Below are 20144 nucleotides of genomic sequence, written 5' to 3'. Positions count from 1 at the left end.
GCCAGAGCCGCGGTCACCTCGTGAGCACGGTGTGGTTGGACGCACCGGGCACCCTGCGGGTGGCGGGCAGCGACCGGCCGGAGCCCGGCGCCGGCGAGGCGGTGGTGCGGGTCGGGTACGCCGGGATCTGCGGGTCGGACCGGGAGGCGCTCGCCGGCACCCGGCCCGCGCCGTACCAGCGCTACCCCGTGGTGCCCGGGCACGAGTGGTCCGGCACGGTGGCGGCGGTGGGCACCGACGTCGACCCGGACCTCGTCGGCCGCAAGGTCGTCGGCGAGGGGTTTCGCAACTGCCAGGTCTGCGCTGCCTGCCGGCGCGGTGACGCGAACCTGTGCGCCGCGCCGTACGCGGAGACCGGGTTCACCGAACCAGGTGCCTGGTCGGACTGGCTGCGGTTGCCCGCCCGGCTGCTGCACACCCTGCCGGACGCCGCCGACCTGCGCGCCGCGGCCGGCCTGGAACCCGCCGCCTGCGTCGCCGCCGCCTGCCTGGAGGCCGCGGTGACGACCGGCGATCGGGTGGCGGTGGTCGGCGGTGGGATGCTGGGGCTCCTCGCCCTGCAGCTGCTGCGCGCGGCCAGCCCGGCCGAACTGGTCCTGGTCCACCCGAACACCCGGCGGGCCGCCCTGGCCACGGCCTGCGGCGCGGACGAGCTGGTCACCGTCGCCGCCGCGGGCACGCTCGCCGGCCGGTTCGACGCGGTACTGGAGACCGCCGGCGCACCCGGCGCCGCGCAGCAGGCCGTCACGCTGACCCGGCGCGGCGGCCGTACCGTGCTCGCCGGGCTGCCCAGCGGCACCGATGTCCCGCTGGTCCCGGCCGAGCTGGTCACCGCGAAGGCGACCGTGCACACCGTGTTCGGCGCCCCGCCGCGGGCCTGGACGCACGCGGTCCGCGCGTTCGCCGCCGGCATCCTCGACCCCGGCCCGCTGATCACCCACGAGCTGGCGCTGGACGAGGTGGCCGAGGCGTTCCGGCTGCTCGACGAGCGGCGCGACGACACGGTCAAGGTGCTGCTGCACCCCTGACCCGACGACCGGCACGCGATGCCCACCGTCCGCGTGGACGGCAGGCATCGCGTGCCGCCGATCAGCTGAGGACCCGGGGGCCGATCTTGAAGATGGCCAGTGTGTCGTCGATGGCCGGGCCGGTCGACTGGTTCGCCGCCTTGGTCATGAAGGACGTCTCGGCGCCCACCCAGCCGCGGAACCGCCCGCTGTCGTCGATGACCTGCAGCGACGGCTTCACGTGCGAGTTGAGCTGGTAGCAGCTCTGCTTGTGCGTCTTCGCGTTCCAGGCCAGGCAGCGGAACCAGTGCTCGGTCGCGTCCCGCCGGTCACCGCCGAAGTGTGCCAGGTAGTAGTTCACCGTGGCGCTGGTGGGCGTGTCGCCCGGCGGGTAGGCCACGCAGCCCTTGCCCGGCTTCGACTTGCCGGCCGCACCGAGGCAGCGGCCGTCCTTGCACTGCCGGAAGATCCGCAGGTCGTACGCACTCGGTCCGCCGCTCAGCTTCCCGGCCACGATGCCGTTGAACCGGTAGGCGTACTTGACCCGGTTGGCCGACTGCATCAACGTGGCCGCGCTGGCGTTCGTGGACAGGCTCGCGTTGGAGCCGAACGCGTAGCCGGTGGTGGCGCTGTAGCCGCGGCCGACACCACCCCAGACCAGCTGCACCAGGCTGCCATCGGTCGAGCCGCCCGCCTTCTGCACCCGGGTGACCGTCCACTTCTCCTGCACGTACCGGTCGCCGCTGGGCCAGGCGACCACCAGCGCGGTGCCGTTCAGCGCGTACTTGCCGGTGACGGTCTCCGTCGCCCCGGTCAGGAACCGCTTCATCGTCTGCGTGTAGCACTGCGTCGCGCCGCAGCCGGACGCCAGCACCGGCGTGTCCACCCGGATGTCTCGCTTGTTGGTCTGGTTCCAGCGCCACCACTTGCCGGTGACGGTGCCGTTCGACGGGTGGAAGACGTAGTAACCGAGCCGCTCCCAGTTGGTCGTGCTGCCGGCCTTGAACGAGCCGACGCTGACCACGAAGTTCGCCTTGCCGCCGGGCAATGCCTGCGCGGCCGCGCTGGACCGCGAACTGCCGGTGTCGAGCGGCGCCCGCTGCGCACCGGCGCTGGCCGGCAGCACACCGACCCCGACGAGAACGGCGGCGGCACCGGCGACGATCCCCGAGACCACCCGGGTCCGCCGGCTGATCCTCTTCTTCATCTACCAAACCTCCCCCAGCGCGGACATTCCACGCACCCATGTGACGCACAGGGTCGCATATCGATGCTCGTCACCGACGGTGCGCGCTGTCTCCCACGAACCGGGGCTACCGGCCGGAGCGCATGTGGTCGATGAGGCGGGTGGCGCGGTCGCCGACCTGGTCGGCCCAGCGGGAGTCCTGCATCGCGTTCGCCGCGGCGTTCCAGTCCCCGTTGGTCAGCGCGGTGTGCAACTGGTGGAACTGGCCGAGCGTGGCCGGGCCCATGTTGAACGCCATGTTGGCCAGCACCCGCTGGCGGGCCGGATCGAGCTGGTCGAAGCCGGCGTAGTAGTCGCGTGCGGTGGTCACCGCGGTACCCACGTCGTGGCGGAACAGCTGGTTGATCTGGTCCTGGGTCAGATCCCGGGTGCCGGCGCGTACCGCGTCGTAGTCCGCCCCGACCGCGGCCAGCCGGCTGCGCGCGTCGCCACGGTCGAGGTTGAACCCGATGCCGACGGTCGGATGCCCCTCGGTGTCGGTGTACACGTGTGGCCGGCTGTCCTCGTCCTGCGCGAGCTGATCGCGCAACTGCCGGTCGGTGGTCATGTCGACGCCCTGCGAGCCGGCGCCGGCCGGTGCCGCCGCGGCGCCGTCGCCGTAACCGGCGGCGACCGCCCGGTCGGCCTGCTGGTAGGCCTGGTTGCTCGCATCGACGGCCTGGTTGACCTGCTGCAACCCCTGGTGCAGCAGCCGCAGCGAATCGACCTGGCTGCCCTGCAGGCTCGCGTTCGCCGCGGCCACGTCGCTGCCGATACCGGCGAACGAGGCACCGTCGAGCACCGTGGCGGCCAGCTCGCTGATCACGTCACCGGCTTCGGCCAGCAGCGAGCCGACGGTACCGACGTTCTCGGTCACCGCCTGCGGTTGGATCTGGAACGAGTCGGTGGACATGCGCGCACTCCTCGGACGGGTTCGGCCCACCCATCGTGGCGCCGTCCGTGCCCGCCGGACACGACACAATTACCCAATCTCCGCGCCAACCCGGGGCTCCGGCGCCGGTTCACCGCCGCGACCGGCTCGACCCCGGCCGGGCCGACCAGTGGCGGAGCTTGTCGGGATTGCGGACGACCCAGATGTGCCGGATCCGGTCGCCGGCGACGTCGAACGCGAACACCGTCACGATGGCGCCGTCACGTTCGACCACCAGGCCCGGCGCCCCGTTGACGGTACGTTCGTGCAGCGTGGTGCCGGGATCCCTGCGGCGGGCCAGCTCGACCCAGGCGCGCGCGATCCGATCGCCGCCCTCGATCGGATGCCGGAACGTCACCGCGTTGCCGCCACTGTCGGCGGTCGCCACCGCGGCCGGATCCAGCAGACCGAGCAGCGCGTCGATGTCCTGCGCCTCCCATGCCTGCCGGAAGCTGCGCACCACCGCGGCGTGCCGGGCGGCCGGCGCCGGCGTGGCCCGCGCGGTACCCAACCGGTGCCGGGCCGAGGAGGCGAGCTTGCGGCAGGCCGCCGGGCTGCGGCCGACGATGTCGGCCACCTCGACGAACGAGTAGCGGAACACGTCGTGCAGGATGAACGCGACCCGCTCCGCCGGGGTCATCGCGTCGAGGACGACCAGGAACGCCATGTTCACCGACTCGTCCAGACTGACCCGATCGGCCGGGTCGACGGCGCCGCCCGGCTCGCCGAGCACCGTGTCGGGCAGCGGCTCGGGGATCCAGTCACCGACGTAGCGTTCCCGCCGCATCCGGGCCGAGCCGAGCAGGTTGAGGCAGATCCGGCTGGCCACGGTGGTCAGCCAGGCGCCGGGGGACGCGATCCCGGCCCGCGCCGGCTCGGACATCGCGTACCAGCGGGCGTAGGTCTCCTGTACCACGTCCTCGGCCTCGGCCAGCGAGCCGAGCAGCCGGTACGCCACGTTGATCAGCTGGCGCCGCTCGGCCAGCGCCGTGTCCGGGCCCGGGCCGTCGCCCGCCTGCGTTCCGCTGCCCACTGCGCCGCCCTCCCCGTTCCGCGTCGCCCACTGGTACGACCGGATGGCCCGCCGAAGTGTGAGGTGCGGCGCCGGCCTCACATCCGGTGGCGCTGTCCGGTCGGACCCGGTGGCGGCGAACTCGCCCCCCACGTCGAACAGCACACGGGAGATCGACATGATTCCGGCACCGACCACCTCGTTCACCGAACCGGCCACCGGCGAACGGCTGGAGCGCACGGCCGCCGCGCTGCGCGCGCACGGCTTCACGGTGGAGATACACGACACCCTGGCCGCGGCCCGCGGCCGGGTCCGGGAGCTGATCCCGGCCGGCGTGAGCGTGTTCACCGGGGCCAGCGAGACGCTGCGGCTGTCCGGGATCGAAGCCGACCTCAACACCAGCGGGCGCTACGACGCGCTCAAACCGCGGGCGGTGGCGATGGACCGCGCCACCCAGGCGGACCAGATCCGGCGGATGCTCGCCACCCCCGACGTGGAGATCGGCAGCGTCGCCGCGGTCACCGAGACCGGCTCGCTGGTCATCGCGTCCGGCAGCGGCAGCCAGTTGCCCGGCTACGCCGGCGGCGCGGCGCGGGCGATCTGGATCGTCGGCGCGCAGAAGGTGGTACCGGACCTGCCGGCCGCGCTGCGCCGGGTCGAGGAGCACTGCCTGCCGCTGGAGAGTGAGCGGGCGATGCGGGTCTACGGCACGCCGAGCGCGATCACCCGGTTGCTGGTGCTCAACGCCGAGTACCAACCGGATCGCGGCACCGTCCTGCTGCTGCGCGAGGCCGCCGGGTTCTGAACCGCGCCGGGCCGGCGCGGTTCGTCGCAACCGCCCGGTCAGTCCGCGTCCGCCGGGTACCAGCGCAGCTCGATCGTGTTGCCGTCCGGATCGCGGACGTAGATCGACTGCGCGTCGCCGCGCGCCCCGTACCGGCCGACCGGCCCCTCCAGCACGGTGAACGTGCCGGCGTCGATGACCTCCTGCCAATCCAGCGGGTCCACCACCAGGCAGAAGTGATCCACGTTGGATTCGGCGCGGGGCCGGTGCAGCAGGTCGATGATCGTGCTCTCGTTCACCCGGACGGACGGGAACGGGACCTCGCCGCGCCGCCACTCCTCGACCCGGACCGGCTCCAACCCGAGCGGCCCGCAGTAGAACGCCAGCGACCGCTCGACGTCCTCGACGTTGACTACCAGATGGTCGAACGCCTTCACCCGCACCGTTGCCCCCTTCGTCACGGACCGATGCCCGGATCCTAGGCCCCGGCTACGACACTCACCCGACGTCGGGCCGACATCGACCGCGGTGGGTGCGGGTACGGCCGTCCGACCAGGCCCACCGGGGCGGCGGTCCGGACGGGCGCACCTGGCCCCTAGGATGGCGGCGTGATCGCCCCGGATGACCGCCGGACCGCGGTGGTGGTGCTGGTTCCCGGTGCGGACCGGGTCGTGCGGCGCTGGCGCGACCGGCACGATCCGCACGCCGCCGCCGGCGTCCCGGCGCACGTCACGGTGCTCTACCCGTGGATCCCCGCCGACGCGTTGACCGCCGAGGACGAGCGCGCGCTCGCCGCGCTCGCCGCCGCCCACGACCGGTTCGCGCTCGACTTCGCCGGCTTCGGCACCCTCGGCCGGACGCTCTGGCTCGCGCCCTCCCCCGCCGAACCGGTGGTCGCGCTGACCCGTGCGGTGGCCGCGCGGTGGCCGCAGCACCCGCCGTACCGCGGACGCTTCGACGGCGACCACCCGCACCTGACCATCGCCGACGGGGCGGATCCGGTGCTGTTCCCCCGGATCACCGACGACGTCGGCGCCCACCTTCCGCTTCGGGTCGACGTCACCGAGCTGACGCTGGTCGAGCAGCGCGCCGGCGGCTGGCGGCTGCGACGGTCCTTCCCGCTCGGCACCGCGGGGTCGCCAGCCGGACGCTGAGGGCCCGGCGACGCGCGACTGGCCGGATCCGGGCGGGTCGCGGCTATCGTGACGGCGTGGCGGAGACGATCCGGGTGCTGGTGGTGGACGACCATCCGATGTGGCGCGAAGCGGTGGCCCGGGACCTGCGCACCGCCGGGTTCGAGGTGGTCGCCGACGTCGGGGAGGGCCAGCAGGCGGTGCGGATCGCGCCCGCGGTGCGACCCGACGTGGTGGTCCTCGACCTGCAGCTGCCCGACATGCCCGGTGTCGAGGTGATCCGCGGCCTGCTCTCGGTCCGTGCGGAGACCCGGATCCTGGTGCTGTCGGCCAGCGGCGAACGGCAGGACGTGCTGGACGCGGTGAAGGCGGGGGCCGTCGGCTACCTGGTGAAGTCCGCCGGGCGGGACGAGTTCCTGGCAGCGCTGGCCCGCACCGCGCAGGGCGACCCGGTGTTCACCCCGGGGCTGGCCGGCCTGGTGCTGGGCGAGTTCCGGCGGCTGGCACGAACCGAACGGCCGGCCGACGGCGACGCGCCCCGGCTGACCGACCGGGAAACCGAGATCCTCCGGCTCGTCGCCACCGGGCTGTCCTACCGGCAGATCGCCGAGCGGCTCACCCTGTCGCACCGCACCGTGCAGAACCACGTCCAGAACATCCTGGGCAAGCTGCAGATGCACAACCGGGTCGAGCTCGTCCGGTACGCGATCGAGCACGGTCTGGACGGCTGACCTCGCAACGGCCGAGACGACGCCGACCCGGCCGCGAGCCTTCGGCCCGGCGACGCCGACCGGGCCGCGAGGCTTCGGCGCGGCGACGCGGGGCGGCGGTTCGGCAGGCGGTGCGGCGGGTCAGCGGCGCGGCAGGCGGAGTTCGACCTCGGTACCCGCGTCGCCGGAGCAGCCGATCTCCGCGCTGCCGCCCAGGTTGCGGACCCGCCCGACGATCGACTGCGCGACGCCGAGCCGGCCCTGGGCCGCGGCCTGCGGCAACCGGCCGGCGCGGATGCCCACGCCGTCGTCGCGGATGCTGACCCGCACCTCGCGCGGATCGTCGTCCACCAGTACCCAGGCGTGGGCCCGCTCGCCGGCATGCCGCCGGACGTTGTCGAGGGCGGCGATGACCGCAGCGGCGAGTTCCCGGGCCCGGTGGACCGGCAGCAGCACCGGCTCGGCCGGCAGGGCAAGCTGGACCTGCGCCGACTCGTACGGGGCGAGCAGCACCCGCAGGTCGATGTCGCCGGACTCCGCCGCCGCCGCGTCCGCGCCGGCGATCAGCCGGCGCAGCGCGTCACCGTGTACCTTGGCCAGCTCGGCCAGCCGGGCACCGTCCGGGCCGAGGTCCGGGCCGTGCCGCGCGACCAGCGCGAGCACCTGCAGCGCGCCGTCGTGGATGGGGCGGGCCAGCCGCTCCCGTTCGGCGATGGCCGCCTGCCGCCGGATCTCCTCGGCGGCCCGGCGTTCGGCCCGGCGGGTCACCAGGAGTTCCGCGCCGTACAGGGCGCCCACCGCGGCGGCCGTAACCAGCAGCCCGGTCGCCGCGGTCGAGAGGTGGTACACCGGGTTCAGGTAGCTCGACTCCGGCAGCCCGTCCGCGCCGAGGTAGGTGGCCTGCAGGATCTGGTGACCCGCGTACACGAGGACGGCCACCAGCGGGCCGAGCGCCACCGGCAGCTCGGTCCGGTGCGCCACCGTGGCCGCCGCGCTGCCCGCCAGCGCCGTCGCGGTGGCGCACAGCCCGACCAGCAGCAGCGCACCCGGCACCGACTCCCGTTGGTAGATCAGCTTCTCCGGCGCGCCGGCCGTCGCGGCGACTGCGATGAACAGGGCCACCGCGCAGAACACCGCCGCACCGGCTGCCAGTGGCACCCGACGGCGGCTCGCCGCGCCGGCCGCGCCGAGCGCCACCCCGAACACTGCGGCGGCCCAGCGCAGCGGCGTCTCGCCCGCCAGCGCCCACACCGCGAGCAGCAGCGGAGCCGCGACCACGAGCTGGACCACCGCCACCGTCAGCCCCGCCGCCGCGCCCCACCGCCCCGCCAGCCCGGCCGCGCCGAGCCCGGCGAGCAGGACCAGCGCACCGGTCACCCCGGCCACCGCGGACGGGTGGCGCATCAGCGCGCTCATGGTCACGCCGAGGATGCGGGACATCCGGTCGTCGGTCGACAGGTTCGGCAGCATCAGCGCCGCGGCGGCGACACCGGCGGCCAGTACCGGCCGGATGCGCCGCCGGGGCGCGCGCGGCACGGTGCGTGCCGCTACCAGCGCGGAGCCCGCGAGCACGGCCGGGACGGTACCGGCCAGCGCGGCGACGGTCAGGCCGACGTGCCAGGCGCCCATCTCCGGTACCTGGCGCAGCCAGCCCGCGCCGACCATCGTCGCGCCGACCAGCAGCGCACCGGTACCGCTGCCGGCGGCCACGGCGCCCCAGCCGACGTGCCCGGACCGGATCAGCCAGCCGGCCGCACCGAGTACGCCGATGAGCGCCACGGGTCCGGCCGCATCGGCCGCCCAGCCGGCCAGCAACCACCCGGTGCTGGACATCCCGGGCCGACCGGGTACCTCGGTGTAGGCCATCGGCACGGTGAGGCCGATGCCGGCCAGGATCAGTCGCGGCCAGTGCCGGGCCCAGATCACCGCGAGCACGGTGACCACCAGGAGCATGCCACGCGGCAACACCCACTGCCACCAGACCTGCGGCTCCGCGGCCAACGGCCCGGCCGGCGGCCCGGCCAGTACCGTCGAGACCGGGGTCGTCGAGGACGCGCCGACGGTGAGTACGAGACAGCCGCCGGACACGGCGGCCAGCGTCCGGGCGAGCCTGGCCGCGGGCAACCGGGGCACCGCGGCGGGGATCGTCACCACAGGATCCTCCCTCACGTCCGGCCACCGGCAATCGTCCCGACGGCCGAACCGGGCCGGCTGGCGGATCCGGCCGGCCCGGCACCGGTACCGGTCAGCCGAGGTGACCGGTGATCCAGATCAGGTTGGTGTCGACCCGCGACGTGGTCTCGTCACCGGTGTGCGGGCAGTCCGGTCCGGTGGACTCGACGCCCACCAGCACGTCCCCCGCGTCGGTCTCGGCGAAGTACGGCGCGCCGGAGTCGTACGGGCAGGCGCTGGTGTCGGCCGACGGCTGGTAGCCGGCGACGTACACGTCCTGCGCGTCGAGGCCGGTCACGGTGAACCGTCCGGTCTGCAGGTGGGTGACCGGCGACCCGTCCGCGGTGGTCGCGCCCCAGCCGGTGAGCCGCAGTACCTCGCCGTCGTGCGGTACCCCCTGGCCGAGCGCGATCGGCTGCACGTCGGTGATCGGCGTCGCCAGCTTGGCCAGCGCGAGGTCGGTCGACGGGTCCTGCCGGACGTCCACCACGTCGACCACGTGCCCGGTCGTGTCCGCCAGATCGGTGCGGCCCACCGTGGCGGTGGTACTGCCGTACTGCGGCGGGCCGCCGACCGGGTTGCGGTTCACGTCGTGGAAGCAGTGCCCGGCGGTGATCACCCACTGCGGGGCGACCAGCGCGCCGGAGCAGGCGCTGTCGTACGTCGAGCCGTCCGGGCGGGGGATGTCGGTCATGGTGAACTTCACCGAGAATCCGTACGCGCCGTCGGGTGCCGGATCGCCGTGCGTGATGTGCGGGACGACGGTCGCCTGCGCTGGCAGCGATCCCAGCCCGGCGACCAGCGTCGCCACCGCCCCGGCCACCGCGAACGCCCGCCGCAGCCTTCCGTGCCCTCGTCTGTTCTGCACTCTCGGTCCTCCTCGTCGGTGTGCTGCCACGAGGAGAATCGTTCCGGCCGCGGCGGCCGGCCGGCAGGGTGCGCGCACTCAGATCCGGGTTGAGTACCCGCGCTCGGCCCAGGGCCTGCCGACCCGGTAGCGGAAGGCCGGACACCTGGCTTGCCCGGCGGGCGGAGCCGGGTGACCGGCGGGCCGCTCAGCGTTCCAGCGCCGGCCAGAGCCGCCGGACCAGGGCCGCCGCCTGTCCGCCCAGCACCAGCAGCAGCAGCGGGAAGTAGCTGAGTACCGGGACGAACACCGAGAGCAGCAGCGCGATCGCGTCGACCACGGCGTCGACCGCGGCGGGGATCACGCTCGGCCGGTGCGGCGCGCCCGGCGGGCGCTGCCGGCGCACCGCGGCGGCGAGCAGCGCCAGCAGGATGGAGCTGACCAGCAGCGACCCGATGTAGAAGATCTTCGTCGCGACCTGGCTGCCGGTCGCGGCCAGCAGCGCGGTCGGGAACGGCAGGAACACGATGGTCAGCGTCCACGCGATCAGGGACCAGAAGATGTCCGACCGGTCCTCGACCGCGCCCCGCACGATCTCGTGCTGGGCCCGCCACATCCGGGCGATGACCACGAAGCTGAGCACGAACGCGCCGAACTGGCCGGCGTGGTCCCGGACCACCTGCCAGACCGAGTCGTCGGACTCGATCTCGCCAGCCAGGTCGACCAGCGGCAGCACCAGCAGGGTGATGGCGATGGCGACGGCCGCGTCGACGAAGGTCAGTAGCCGATCGAGGTCACGGCTGCGCTCGATCGAATCCGGCGATAGCACGCGGGAACCATATCGTAGGAGGTTCGATTCGTTCCGAATCACCCTCCATGTCACGGGTTGTCGCCGCACGGTTGCGCGGGAACTTCCGACCCCGCCGCGACGACTCCCTGGAGAAGGCGAGTCTGTCACGAGAGGCGGCAGGGATGCATCGGGTACCAGGCGCGACGCTGGCGGTCCTCGCCACGGTGGCGGCGGGTTCACTGGCGGGATGCACGTCGGCCGGCGGCCCGCCAGGGTCGGGATCCGCGGGCGGTCGCGTGGTCATCGACGCGAAGCGGCTGCCGTCGCTGGGTACGGTCCTGGTCGACCAGCACGGCAAGACCCTCTACATGTTCCTGCCGGACAGGAAGCACGCGGTGACCTGCACCGGGCGCTGCCTGGGCACCTGGCCGCCGGTGGTGGTCGGCCAGGGCGGTTCGCCGAAGGCGGGGTCCGGTGGCGTCCGCCAGGGGCTGTTGGGCACGGTGCCCGACGGGCAGGGTCGTTCGGTGGCGAGCTACGCAGGGTGGCCGCTCTACACCTATGCCGGGGACACCGCCCCGGGGCAGACTTCCGGGCAGGCCCTCGACGACAACGGCGGTCCGTGGTACGTGATGCGGGTCGACGGGCATCCCGTGATCCCCAGCGGGTCGCCCTCACCCGGCGCCTCGTCGACATCCTGAGATCGCCGGTTTCGGGCCCCGCCGCGCCGTTTCGATCGCCCCGGCGCGGCACGAGATGCGCTCACATGCCCGTCATGCCGCCGTTCTCCGTGCTGGACGGATGCGGCATGCCCAACTGCATGGCGAGAAGCATGTAGGCCATGCCGAGCGCCATCAGCGCCAGGGTGGCCCGCAACGCCAGGTCGTGCCGGTCCCGGGAGGCACCGGCGGCCGGCTCGGTCGCGGTACGGTCGACGACGCCGACGGCCGCCGCACCGGCGGAGGCCGGTACCGGTGCGGGCTCCAGGCGCAGCCCGGCGACCCGGATGGCGATGCGGGCCGGGGCGTCCAGCGACGGCAGGACGCCGGCGATCCAGCCGACCGCCTCCAACCCGAACCATCCGATCAGGACCCAGATCAGCAGGACGAACCCGGCCACCGGCATGGCGAACATGCACAGCATGCCGGCCTGGCTGACGGCCGCCAGCAGCCACGGCAGGCATCGCCGATGCCGGCCCAGCTGAACCAGTCCGGCACCCAGGGCGAGCACGGTGCAGGTGGCGAAGACCGCTTCCCCGACCACCGCGGGCACCGGCGTCCTGCTCAGCGGCAGCGACATGTCGATCATGCCGAGCGCCATCAGGACGTGGCCGGCGTGCCAGACCCGGGACTCGCGGCTGCCGTGCCGCAGGTGCACCGCGTGTGCCACCGCGACGATCACGAACAAGGTCGTGGCCAGCACCTTGAGCCAGGTCGGTAGCCAGGCATTGGTCATCGTGGTCATGCCGACCTCCCTGGGGCTTGTCGTCCACCTGCTTCGTCGGTATAGGTCGCCGGGAGTGGCCGGCCGGTTCCCGGCGGACCGATGTCGTCGTACCGCCCGCACCAGGTTCCCGCGATTCCGGCGTCCCGGGAACCCCCGTACCGGCTCCGACGACTAAGTCGTGGGGATGGTTGTGGAGCTGGCCCGAGCGGGGCCGCTCCGGATCGCAGGAGGAGCGTCTCGATGGTGACCGGGATCGGTGTGGCCGTGGCGCTGCCACCGGAGTTGACCGCCACCCGGGCGGTCACCCTGTGGCGGTGGGATCCGGTCGCCATCGTGCTGGTCCTGATCGCCGCGGGGCTGTACGGGTGGGGGATGTGGCGGGTCTGGCGACGGCATCCGCGGCGGCCGTGGCCGGCGTTGCGCGCCGCGTCGTTCTATGCCGGCCTGGCCGTCGTGACGGTGGCGCTGTGCAGCAGCGTCGGGGTCTACCAGGACACCCTGTTCTGGGTACACATGGTGCAGCACCTGATGTTGATCATGGTGGCACCCGCGCTGCTGGTGGTGGGCCGACCGTTGATCTTGCTGCTGCATGCCAGTCGCAACCCGGTACACACGGCGGTAAAACGGATACTGCGCTCCCGCCCGGTGACCGTGCTGACCTGCCCGCTGGTCGGCGTGCCGGTCTACGCCGCGGCGGTGGTCGCCACGCACCTGACCGGGTTCATGAACGTGGTGATCACCAACCCGTGGGCGCAGACCGGCGAGCACGCGCTCTACCTGATCGCCGGCTGGCTCTACCTGGCCCCGGGTTTCGGCCGCGAACCGATCCGGTGGCGGCTGTCCCCACCGGCGAAGATCCTGCTGGTCGTCCTCGCGATGCCGATCGACACGTTCACCGGCGTGGTGCTGCTGATGACCCGGCACGAACCCTGGTCCGCCTACCTCGACCAGCACCGGAGCTGGGGCCCCACCCCGCTCACCGACGTGCACTGGGGCGGCGCGGTGATGTGGATCGGCGCGGACGCGGTGATGATGGTCCTGATCGTGGCGGCGCTGTTCAGCTGGCTCGCCGCGCCCCGGCGGGAACGCGGCCTGCGCTGGGTGGAGCAGGCGCGCCTCACCGCACTCGAACAGCGCACCGGCACGGCCACCACCGGCCACACCGACGTCGACGAGGACGAACAGCGTCTCGCCGCCTACAACGACTGGCTGGCGAGCATGGCCAGGCACGATGACCGCCGACGCTGATCGGCCGGCGCGGCCACCGGCTGTCCCCGGTACCCGTCTCGCGGCGCGGCCCGGGCGAGGCGGCCGACCGCGGCCCGGGCACCGATCCCGGGACGTCGGGAACCAGGCGGCGCCGCCCGACGACTTGCACAGCATGGAGTGCGATCAGTGCCGGGAGGCGCTGTCGGCCCGGCTGGACGGGGAGCCCGAGCCAGGGTCGGCGGTACAGACCGATCACCACCTGGCGGGGTGTCCCGGCTGCCGGGAGTGGCAGCGGCGGGCCGGCGCGCTGACCCGGCGCCTGCGGCTGCGGCCGGTGCCGGAACTGCCCGCCGTGCGGGTCGAGCTGACCGCACCGGTGCCGACCGCTGGCGGCGGTGCCGGTCCGTGGCGCATCGCCCTCGCGGTCGTCGCGGTCGGGCAACTGGCACTCGCGGTGGCGCAGATCCTCGGCTGGCACGCCGGGATGCTGATGTCCACCCCCGGGCCGCACGACATGGGCGCGCATCTGTTCGACGAGAGCACCGCCTGGAATCTCGCGCTGGCGGTGGCGATGGCCTGCGTGGCGTGGCGCGCCGGGACCGCCACCGGCCTGATCCTCGTCGTCGGCGGCTTCCTGGTGGCGCTGACCGTGTTCTGCGTCCGGGATCTCGCCGCCGGTGAGGTGACCGCGGCGCGGTTGGCCGAGCACGGCCTGCTGGTGGTCGGGTTCAGCCTGATGCTGACCGTGCGGCGAAAGTCGGCGCAACCGGGGGGTCCGGCCGAGACCGCCCTGGACGGCGCCGGCATGCCGGAGGCCGAGCCCCGGCCCGCCGCACCGGCCGACACCGAGCCGGATTCCGGCGGTCCACCGCGTACCAGGTGGTTGCACCCGGTCGACCGGCATCAGGCGGCATGACCATCGCCCGCCGCGGGTACCCGCGGACCACGGTGCTGCTGGTCGCGCTGCTGCTGGCGAGCGTCCTGGTCGGCGCGGTCGTCGGCATCGCCGGGGTCGGCCCGTACCGGGCGCTGGGGAACGGCGATCCCGGCGCGCTGGTGCGCTACGGTGCGCCGCTGGTCCGGCTCGCCGCGGACGCCGCCGCCACGATGTGCGTCGGGTTCCTCGTCACCGCGACCTTCTTCAGCGGCCGGCCGCAGCCATCGGGGGTGATCAGCCCGCTGGGCTACGCGCGGCTCCGGATCGCCGGCCGCTGGGCGGTGGCGTGGCTGCTGGCGGCCCTGGTGCTGATCCCGTTCGACGCCGCCGACACCGGCGGCATCCCGTTCGTCCGCACCCTGTCTCCGGGTGCCCTGGCGGCGCTGCTGTCCGCGCTGGAGGGTCCGAAGGCGTGGCTGACGGTCGCGGTCGTGGCCGGGCTGGTCGCGATCGGGTGCCGGGTCGCGCTGCGCTGGACCACCGCGGTCGTGCTGGCGGTACTGGCGGTGCTGGCCCTGCTGCCGCCGCTGGTCACCGCGCACGTGTCGTCGGACACCGGGCACGACGTGTCGACCTCGGCGCTGCTGCTGCACGTACCGGCCGCGGTGCTCTGGCTGGGCACCGTCGTGGCGCTGGCGTGGCGGTCCGGTGGCTGGTCGGGCGCGGTGGCGGCCCGCTACCGCCGGCTGGCCACCTGGTGCTGGCTGGTGCTGGCCGGCTCGGGCCTGCTCGACGCGTACTACCTCGTCCCGGCCGACGGCATGACCAGCGGGTACGGCCTGCTGCTCGGGGTCAAGCTGATCCTGGTCGGCGGGCTGGGGTGGCTCGGCTGGCGGCTGCGTGGCCGCGTCATGGCCGGCCGGCCGCGGCGGCTCGTGGTCGGCGAGGTGCTGGTGCTCGCCGGCACGTTCGGCGCGTCCGTCGGTCTCACCCACCTCGCGCCGCCCTCGCTCGTCGGCCATCCGGTCAGCGCCGACCAGACGCTGCTCGGGTACGACCTGGCAGGCCCGCCGACGCTGCTGCGGTTGCTGTTCGACTGGCGGGTCGATCCGATCTACCTGGCGTTGACGGCGCTGCTGGTGGCCGGATACCTGGTCGGGCTGCGCCGGCTCGGACGCGACCGCCGGTCGTGGCCGGCGTCCCGGACCGCGGCCTGGTTCGGCGGCTGTGCGGTGCTGCTGCTCGCCACCTGCTCCGGCGTCGGCCGGTACGCGGCGGCGATGTTCAGCGTGCACCTGGCGGCGCACATGCTCGTCGGGATGCTGGTCCCGATCCTGCTGGTACTGGGCGCTCCGCTCACGCTCGCCGGGTCGGTCCTGCCGCGCACCGGCGCGCAGCGGGCCCGCCGCGCCCTGCGGAACCTGCGGGACTCGGCCGGGCTGCGCTGGGCGACCCATCCGGCGGTCGCGGCGACGCTGTTCGCCGGGGCGCCGTTCCTGCTGTACTTCACCGACCTGTTCGATCTGGCCGCCCGGTTCCACTGGGCGCACGTGGGATGGAACCTCGCCTTCCTGGCCGTCGGGTACCTGTTCGCCTGGGTGGCCGTCAGCCCGGACCGGCTGCCCCGCGAGGTACCGCAGCTGGCCCGGCTGGGCATGCTGCTCGCCGCGATGCCGTTCGACGTGCTGTTCGGTGCGCTGGTCGTCAGCACCCACCGGATCCTCGGCAACGGCGCCGCCGGCGCGAACATGTACTCCGCGCTGGGCCTGCCGTGGGTGCCCAGCCTCGCCGCCGACCAGCGACTGGCCGGCGCGCTCGCGCTGGTACTCGGGGAGCTGGCGCTGCTGGTCGCGCTGGTCGCCGTGGTGGCCACCTGGCGGCGGGCCGAACGCCGGGAGGACGCCGGCTACGACGACCTGCTCGCCGCGCTGCGATCAGCCGGCCGGGGTGCTCCGGTCGGATCGGGCGAAGCCGCGCAGCCGCAGGCTGTTGGACACCACCAGCAGCGAGGACAGGGCCATCGCGCCGCCGGCGATGAGCGGGTTGAGCAGCCCGGCGGCGGCGATCGGTAGCGCCGCCAGGTTGTAGCCGAACGCCCAGAGCAGATTCCCGCGGATGGTGCGCAGCGTCGCCCGCGCCAGCCGGATCGCCGCCGGCACCACGGTCAGGTCGTCGCGCACCAGGATGACGTCCGCGGCGGCGAGCGCCACGTCGGTACCGGTGACCACGGCGAGGCCGAGGTTCGCCGCGGCCAGGGCCGGGGCGTCGTTGACGCCGTCGCCGACCATCGCCACCGATCGCCCGGACCGGCGCAGATCGGTGATCACCGCGGCCTTGTCGGCCGGCAGCACCTCGGCGATCACCTCGTCCACGCCGACCTGTTCGCCGACGGCGCCGGCGGCGGCCTTGCCGTCGCCGCTGAGCAGGACGGTGCGCAACCCCATCCGGTGCAGCTCCGCGACGGCGGCCGGGGCCTCCGGGCGCAGCGTGTCGGCCAGTGCGAAGGCACCGGCCAGTGCACCGTCGACCGCCACCAGCACACCGGTACGACCGTGCCCGGCCCACTCGGTTCGAACCGGTTCGGCCGCATCGGTGTCGATGCCACGGTCGGCGAGCAGCCGTGGCGAGCCGACGAGCACCCGGTGGCCGTCGACGTCGGCGGCGGCGCCCAGCCCGGCCTCGGCGACGAACCCGTCGACCGCCGGCAGCGCGCCGACCTGCTGCCGCGCGTAGGCCTCGATCGCCCGGCCGGCCGGATGCTCGGAGGCGTGCTCCACCGCGCCGGCGCGGCGCAGCAAGGTGTCCCGGTCGACCCCGGGGGCCGGCCACACGTCCACGACCGACATCCGGCCGGTGGTCAGCGTGCCGGTCTTGTCCAGTACGACGGTGTCCACCGCGCGGGCGGCTTCCAGCGCCTGATGCCCCTTGAGGAAGATGCCCAGTTGCGCGCCGCGGCCGGAGGCGGCGAGCAACGCGGTCGGCGTGGCGAGTCCGAGCGCGCAGGGGCAGGCGATGATCAGTACCGCGAGCCCGGCGCTGAACGCCGGCTCGAACGGCTGGCCGAGCAGCAGCCGCGTTCCGACCGTGGCCACCGCGAGCAGCAGCACGACCGGCACGAACACCGCCGAGATCCGGTCCGCGAGCCGCTGCACCCGCGCCTTGTCCGTCTGCGCCCGCTCCACCAGCGCGACCAGCTGGGACAGCTGGGTGTCGGAGCCCACCCGGGTGGCGCGCACCACCAGCCGCCCGGCCACGGCGGTGGTACCGCCGGTCACCGGGTCGCCGGCCGCCACCTCGGTCGGCCAGGACTCCCCCGTCATCGCGCTGGTGTCCACGGCGCTGTCGCCGGACAGCACGGTGCCGTCGGTGGCGATCGTCTCGCCCGGCCGGACCACGAACCGGTCCCCGACCCGCAGCCGGCCGACCGGTACCCGGTGTTCGGTGCCGTCCTCGTCCAACACGGCGGCATCCCGGGCGCCGAGCATCGCCAGGGCGCGCAGCGCGTCACCGGCGGCCCGCTTCGCCTTCGCTTCGAACAGCCGGCCGGCCAGCACGAAGATCGTCACCACGGCCGCGACGTCCAGGTACACCGAGCCGGCCGGGCGCAGCAGCAGGCCGAGCGCACCGTCGCCCTGCCCGGTCTCGCCGCCGGTGCGGAAGATCGTGTACAGCGACCAGGCCGACGCGGCGACGATGCCCAACGACACCAGGGTGTCCATCGAGCTGGTGCCGTGCCGCGCCGCGATCACCGCCTTGCGGTGGAACGGCCAGGCGCACCAGGTCACCACCGGCAGGGTCAGCGCCGCGACCACCCACTGCCAGCCGGTGAACCGCAGCGAGGGCGCCAGCACCATGGTCAACGACAGGTCCGCCAGCGGCACCCCGATCAGCAAGGCGACGGCCAACCGCCGCCACAACGAGCGGACCCGCTCGTCCGGCCCCGCCGGCTCGGCGCGCCGTACCGGTCGAGCCTGGTACCCGGCCCGCTCCACCTCGGCGACCAGCGCCGCCACGGTCAGCGCCGACGGTGCCTGGACCGCGGCCTTCTCGGTGGCGTAGTTCACGCTCGCGGTGACTCCGGGAAGCTTGTTGAGCCGTCGCTCCACCCGCGCCGCGCACGCGGCGCACGTCATCCCGCCCACGGCCAGTTCCACCGACCGGGTCACCTCGACCGCCGACGACACTGCGCACCCCCAGCACGAACCGGCGCGCCACCCCGGCGCCCATGGTTACTGTCGTCCGGGCCGCCGGTCTGGTTCCCCTGATCGGCGAATCCGGTAACGGAGGCCCGGTCACCGGCCGCCAGATCCGATCCAGAACCGGGCGAACCAGGGGAAACCGGATCGACGAGCGTACGCCCAGTCGTCCCCACCCCGGCCGGCGACAGCAGGGCGGCCCGGCACGGCCGGGGCGCCGAGCGCGGGCCGGGTGGGTGTCAGGATCGGGGCGAGCGCCGAAGCGGTACGGCGCCGGGTCCGGGTTCGACGTCGATCTCGTCCAGGCCAGCCAACCGGTGCCCGGCCTCGCACCGGAGCGTGACCGCGACGGGGCTGCCGCAGCCGTGGTGCCGGTGGATCGTCGCCGGCCCGGTGGGGCCCGCCAGGTGCCGGTCGCCCCACGATTTCAGCGCCGAGAGCACCGGGAACAGCTCCTCGCCGGAGGCGGTGAGCCAGTACTCGTGGCGTGGCCGCTGGCCGGGCTCGCGGTAGGGGCGGCGCTCCAGCACGCCCCCGTCGACGAGCATGTGCAGCTGGCGGGTGAGCACCGCCGGGGAAATCCCGATGTGCTCGGCGATCTCGTCGAAGCGGTGCAGTCCGCGGAACACCTCACGCAGCACCAGCAGCACCCACGGCTTGCCGACGAGGTCCAGGGTCAGCGCGATGCTGCAGTTCTCCGGGCTCTGTTCACGCCAGTCCACCCTCGAAGCCTAGCTGGCTATTTGACTGAAAGCCAGATCGGGTGCATGCTGCTGACTATCACATTGGAAGTCAGACAGGAGCAGTCGCATGCCTCTCGTCCGTATCTCCGCACCGACCACCGGCAGCGCCGACACCCGCCGCGCCATCGCCGACGGCGTGCACCGCGCGCTGGTCGACGCGATCGGCATCCCCGACGGCGACCGTTTCCAGCTCGTCACCAGCTACCGACCGGACGAGGGCATCTTCGATCCGCACTACCTCGGCATCGCCCGGCGCCACGTCGTCGCCGTCGAGATCACCCTGGTCCGAGGCCGCAGCGACGAACAGAAGCGCGCGCTGTACCGGCGCATCACCGAGGAACTCGTCGGCGTCGGCGTGCGCAGCCAGGACGTGCTGGTCACCCTCACCGAGAACGACCGCGCCGACTGGTCGGTCGGCGACGGCCAGGCCCAGTTGCTGGACCTCCCGCGGCCGGGCCTGCCGGAGCGCGCTCCGGCGACCGGCGACGCCGCCGGAGCCATCGAACACGTCACGGCCACGTTCGGCGCCGCCACCCGCAACCGCCTGGCCGGCAGCGCCGATCCCGGCCGAGCCGGGGCGTTCGCAGCGCTGGAAAGCTTCTACCACGCGCTCAACCACGCCGACCTGGAGCTGCTGGCCGCGGTCTGGCTGGACGATCCGCTCGTCCAGCTCGACAACCCGCTCGGTGGCGTCCGGCGCGGACGCCAACCGATCATCGACCTCTACGCGCGGGTGTTCGCCGGCCCGGCCCGGCTCCAGGTCCGGTTCGAGGACATCACCGTGTACCACCTCGCGCCGGACGCGATCACCTTCGCGGGACGCGAACACGGCAGCTACGGCGACCTGGAGCTGGCGATCCGCACCACCCGCTTCTTCGCCTACCGGCCGGCCTCCGGCGGCTGGCGCCAGGTGCACCACCACGGGTCGATCGACGACCCCGACCAGCTGCGCCGCTACCAGCAGGCGGTGGCCGGCCCGGGATCCGCCGCGGTCGAGCCGCTGCCCGCCTGACTGCCGGCGCGCACAGCGTCCCGGCGGTGCCGGTGGCGCCGCGGGCTGGT

18 protein-coding genes and 1 pseudogene are annotated in these 20144 nt (G+C 73.9%); 9 read left to right on the top strand and 10 right to left on the bottom strand.

Annotated features, from left to right (window positions below; all coding sequences use genetic code 11):
- The first annotated feature begins 20 nt into the window (after window positions 1-20).
- Complete coding sequence (locus Athai_RS08235) at window positions 21-1028, top strand: zinc-dependent alcohol dehydrogenase (protein WP_203960929.1); 1008 nt, start codon at window positions 21-23, stop codon at window positions 1026-1028.
- Window positions 1029-1089: 61 nt separating this feature from the next.
- Here Athai_RS08235 and Athai_RS08230 read toward each other — a convergent pair whose 3' ends face one another.
- From Athai_RS08230 to sigJ, 3 genes are all read right to left on the bottom strand, one after another.
- Window positions 1090-2214 carry a hypothetical protein gene (locus tag Athai_RS08230; RefSeq protein ID WP_203960928.1) on the bottom strand — a complete coding sequence of 375 codons (1125 nt, stop codon included), beginning with the start codon at window positions 2212-2214 and terminating at the stop codon, window positions 1090-1092.
- 106 nt (window positions 2215-2320) lie between these two features.
- Complete coding sequence (locus tag Athai_RS08225; RefSeq protein WP_203960927.1) at window positions 2321-3145, bottom strand: glycoside hydrolase family protein; 825 nt, start codon at window positions 3143-3145, stop codon at window positions 2321-2323.
- A 109-nt stretch (window positions 3146-3254) separates the two neighbouring features.
- Window positions 3255-4196 carry an RNA polymerase sigma factor SigJ gene (gene sigJ, locus Athai_RS08220; RefSeq protein WP_239156809.1) on the bottom strand — a complete coding sequence of 314 codons (942 nt, stop codon included), beginning with the start codon at window positions 4194-4196 and terminating at the stop codon, window positions 3255-3257.
- Window positions 4197-4353: 157 nt separating this feature from the next.
- Here sigJ and Athai_RS08215 point away from each other — a divergent pair, with 157 nt between their 5' ends.
- Complete coding sequence (locus Athai_RS08215) at window positions 4354-4980, top strand: LUD domain-containing protein (protein WP_203960926.1); 627 nt, start codon at window positions 4354-4356, stop codon at window positions 4978-4980.
- A 38-nt stretch (window positions 4981-5018) separates the two neighbouring features.
- Here the strand turns inward: Athai_RS08215 and Athai_RS08210 are convergent, their stop codons facing one another.
- A complete protein-coding gene (locus tag Athai_RS08210) occupies window positions 5019-5420 on the bottom strand; it encodes a VOC family protein (RefSeq protein ID WP_203960925.1) in 402 nt (133 codons plus the stop codon).
- 147 nt (window positions 5421-5567) lie between these two features.
- Between Athai_RS08210 and Athai_RS08205 the strand changes: the two genes are divergently transcribed.
- Both Athai_RS08205 and Athai_RS08200 read left to right on the top strand, forming a co-directional pair.
- Window positions 5568-6113 carry a 2'-5' RNA ligase family protein gene (locus Athai_RS08205; RefSeq protein ID WP_203960924.1) on the top strand — a complete coding sequence of 182 codons (546 nt, stop codon included), beginning with the start codon at window positions 5568-5570 and terminating at the stop codon, window positions 6111-6113.
- Between the two features lie 56 nt (window positions 6114-6169).
- A complete protein-coding gene (locus tag Athai_RS08200; RefSeq protein WP_275422371.1) occupies window positions 6170-6823 on the top strand; it encodes a response regulator in 654 nt (217 codons plus the stop codon).
- 120 nt (window positions 6824-6943) lie between these two features.
- On the opposite strand, the gene Athai_RS34030 is transcribed toward Athai_RS08200, so the two are convergent.
- The 3 genes from Athai_RS34030 to Athai_RS08185 form a co-directional block, all read right to left on the bottom strand.
- Window positions 6944-8953, bottom strand: coding sequence for a sensor histidine kinase (locus Athai_RS34030; protein ID WP_239156808.1), 2010 nt, complete (start codon window positions 8951-8953; stop codon window positions 6944-6946).
- 94 nt (window positions 8954-9047) lie between these two features.
- Window positions 9048-9842 carry a S1 family peptidase gene (locus Athai_RS08190; protein WP_239156807.1) on the bottom strand — a complete coding sequence of 265 codons (795 nt, stop codon included), beginning with the start codon at window positions 9840-9842 and terminating at the stop codon, window positions 9048-9050.
- Between the two features lie 187 nt (window positions 9843-10029).
- Window positions 10030-10650 carry a TMEM175 family protein gene (locus tag Athai_RS08185; protein ID WP_203960923.1) on the bottom strand — a complete coding sequence of 207 codons (621 nt, stop codon included), beginning with the start codon at window positions 10648-10650 and terminating at the stop codon, window positions 10030-10032.
- A 257-nt stretch (window positions 10651-10907) separates the two neighbouring features.
- Here Athai_RS08185 and Athai_RS08180 point away from each other — a divergent pair, with 257 nt between their 5' ends.
- The gene (locus Athai_RS08180) at window positions 10908-11312 is read left to right on the top strand and encodes a COG4315 family predicted lipoprotein (protein ID WP_203960922.1); all 405 of its coding nucleotides are present in this window, start codon (window positions 10908-10910) and stop codon (window positions 11310-11312) included.
- Between the two features lie 61 nt (window positions 11313-11373).
- Here the strand turns inward: Athai_RS08180 and Athai_RS08175 are convergent, their stop codons facing one another.
- Window positions 11374-12075, bottom strand: a complete 702-nt coding sequence (locus tag Athai_RS08175) for a DUF5134 domain-containing protein (protein WP_203960921.1) — start codon at window positions 12073-12075, stop codon at window positions 11374-11376.
- A 222-nt stretch (window positions 12076-12297) separates the two neighbouring features.
- Here Athai_RS08175 and Athai_RS08170 point away from each other — a divergent pair, with 222 nt between their 5' ends.
- From Athai_RS08170 to Athai_RS35035, 3 genes and pseudogenes are all read left to right on the top strand, one after another.
- Window positions 12298-13305: a cytochrome c oxidase assembly protein gene (locus Athai_RS08170; protein ID WP_203960920.1), complete on the top strand. Its 1008-nt coding sequence runs from the start codon at window positions 12298-12300 to the stop codon at window positions 13303-13305.
- A 133-nt stretch (window positions 13306-13438) separates the two neighbouring features.
- Window positions 13439-14182, top strand: coding sequence for a zf-HC2 domain-containing protein (locus Athai_RS08165; protein ID WP_203960919.1), 744 nt, complete (start codon window positions 13439-13441; stop codon window positions 14180-14182).
- Window positions 14179-16014 (top strand): annotated as a pseudogene (locus Athai_RS35035) (bifunctional copper resistance protein CopD/cytochrome c oxidase assembly protein); the annotation flags it as partial. The gene Athai_RS08165 and the pseudogene Athai_RS35035, both read left to right, overlap by 4 nt.
- A 63-nt stretch (window positions 16015-16077) precedes the next feature.
- On the opposite strand, the gene Athai_RS08160 reads toward Athai_RS35035, so the two are convergent.
- Entirely contained in the window at window positions 16078-18297 is a 2220-nt protein-coding gene (locus Athai_RS08160) for a heavy metal translocating P-type ATPase (RefSeq protein ID WP_275422370.1), read from the bottom strand.
- Between the two features lie 281 nt (window positions 18298-18578).
- Window positions 18579-19061 carry a winged helix-turn-helix transcriptional regulator gene (locus tag Athai_RS08155; RefSeq protein ID WP_203960918.1) on the bottom strand — a complete coding sequence of 161 codons (483 nt, stop codon included), beginning with the start codon at window positions 19059-19061 and terminating at the stop codon, window positions 18579-18581.
- Between the two features lie 88 nt (window positions 19062-19149).
- Between Athai_RS08155 and Athai_RS08150 the strand changes: the two genes are divergently transcribed.
- Entirely contained in the window at window positions 19150-20094 is a 945-nt protein-coding gene (locus tag Athai_RS08150) for a tautomerase family protein (RefSeq protein ID WP_203960917.1), read from the top strand.
- Window positions 20095-20144 lie beyond the last annotated feature (50 nt).

The sequence above is a fragment of the Actinocatenispora thailandica genome, from assembly GCF_016865425.1.
Taxonomy (GTDB): domain Bacteria; phylum Actinomycetota; class Actinomycetes; order Mycobacteriales; family Micromonosporaceae; genus Actinocatenispora; species Actinocatenispora thailandica.
Note: the sequence above shows the minus strand (reverse complement) of the source record. Positions and strands in the feature narration are given on the sequence as shown.

Excerpts from the sequence above, each read along its gene's own strand:
- Athai_RS08230 (WP_203960928.1), bottom strand. The coding sequence starts at position 2,214 with ATGAAGAAGAGGATCAGCCGGCGGACCCGGGTGGTCTCGGGGATCGTC.
- Athai_RS08225 (WP_203960927.1), bottom strand. The coding sequence starts at position 3,145 with ATGTCCACCGACTCGTTCCAGATCCAACCGCAGGCGGTGACCGAGAAC.
- Athai_RS08215 (WP_203960926.1), top strand. The coding sequence starts at position 4,354 with ATGATTCCGGCACCGACCACCTCGTTCACCGAACCGGCCACCGGCGAA.
- Athai_RS08175 (WP_203960921.1), bottom strand. The coding sequence starts at position 12,075 with ATGACCACGATGACCAATGCCTGGCTACCGACCTGGCTCAAGGTGCTG.
- Athai_RS08170 (WP_203960920.1), top strand. The coding sequence starts at position 12,298 with ATGGTGACCGGGATCGGTGTGGCCGTGGCGCTGCCACCGGAGTTGACC.
- Athai_RS08165 (WP_203960919.1), top strand. The coding sequence starts at position 13,439 with ATGGAGTGCGATCAGTGCCGGGAGGCGCTGTCGGCCCGGCTGGACGGG.
- Athai_RS08150 (WP_203960917.1), top strand. The coding sequence starts at position 19,150 with ATGCCTCTCGTCCGTATCTCCGCACCGACCACCGGCAGCGCCGACACC.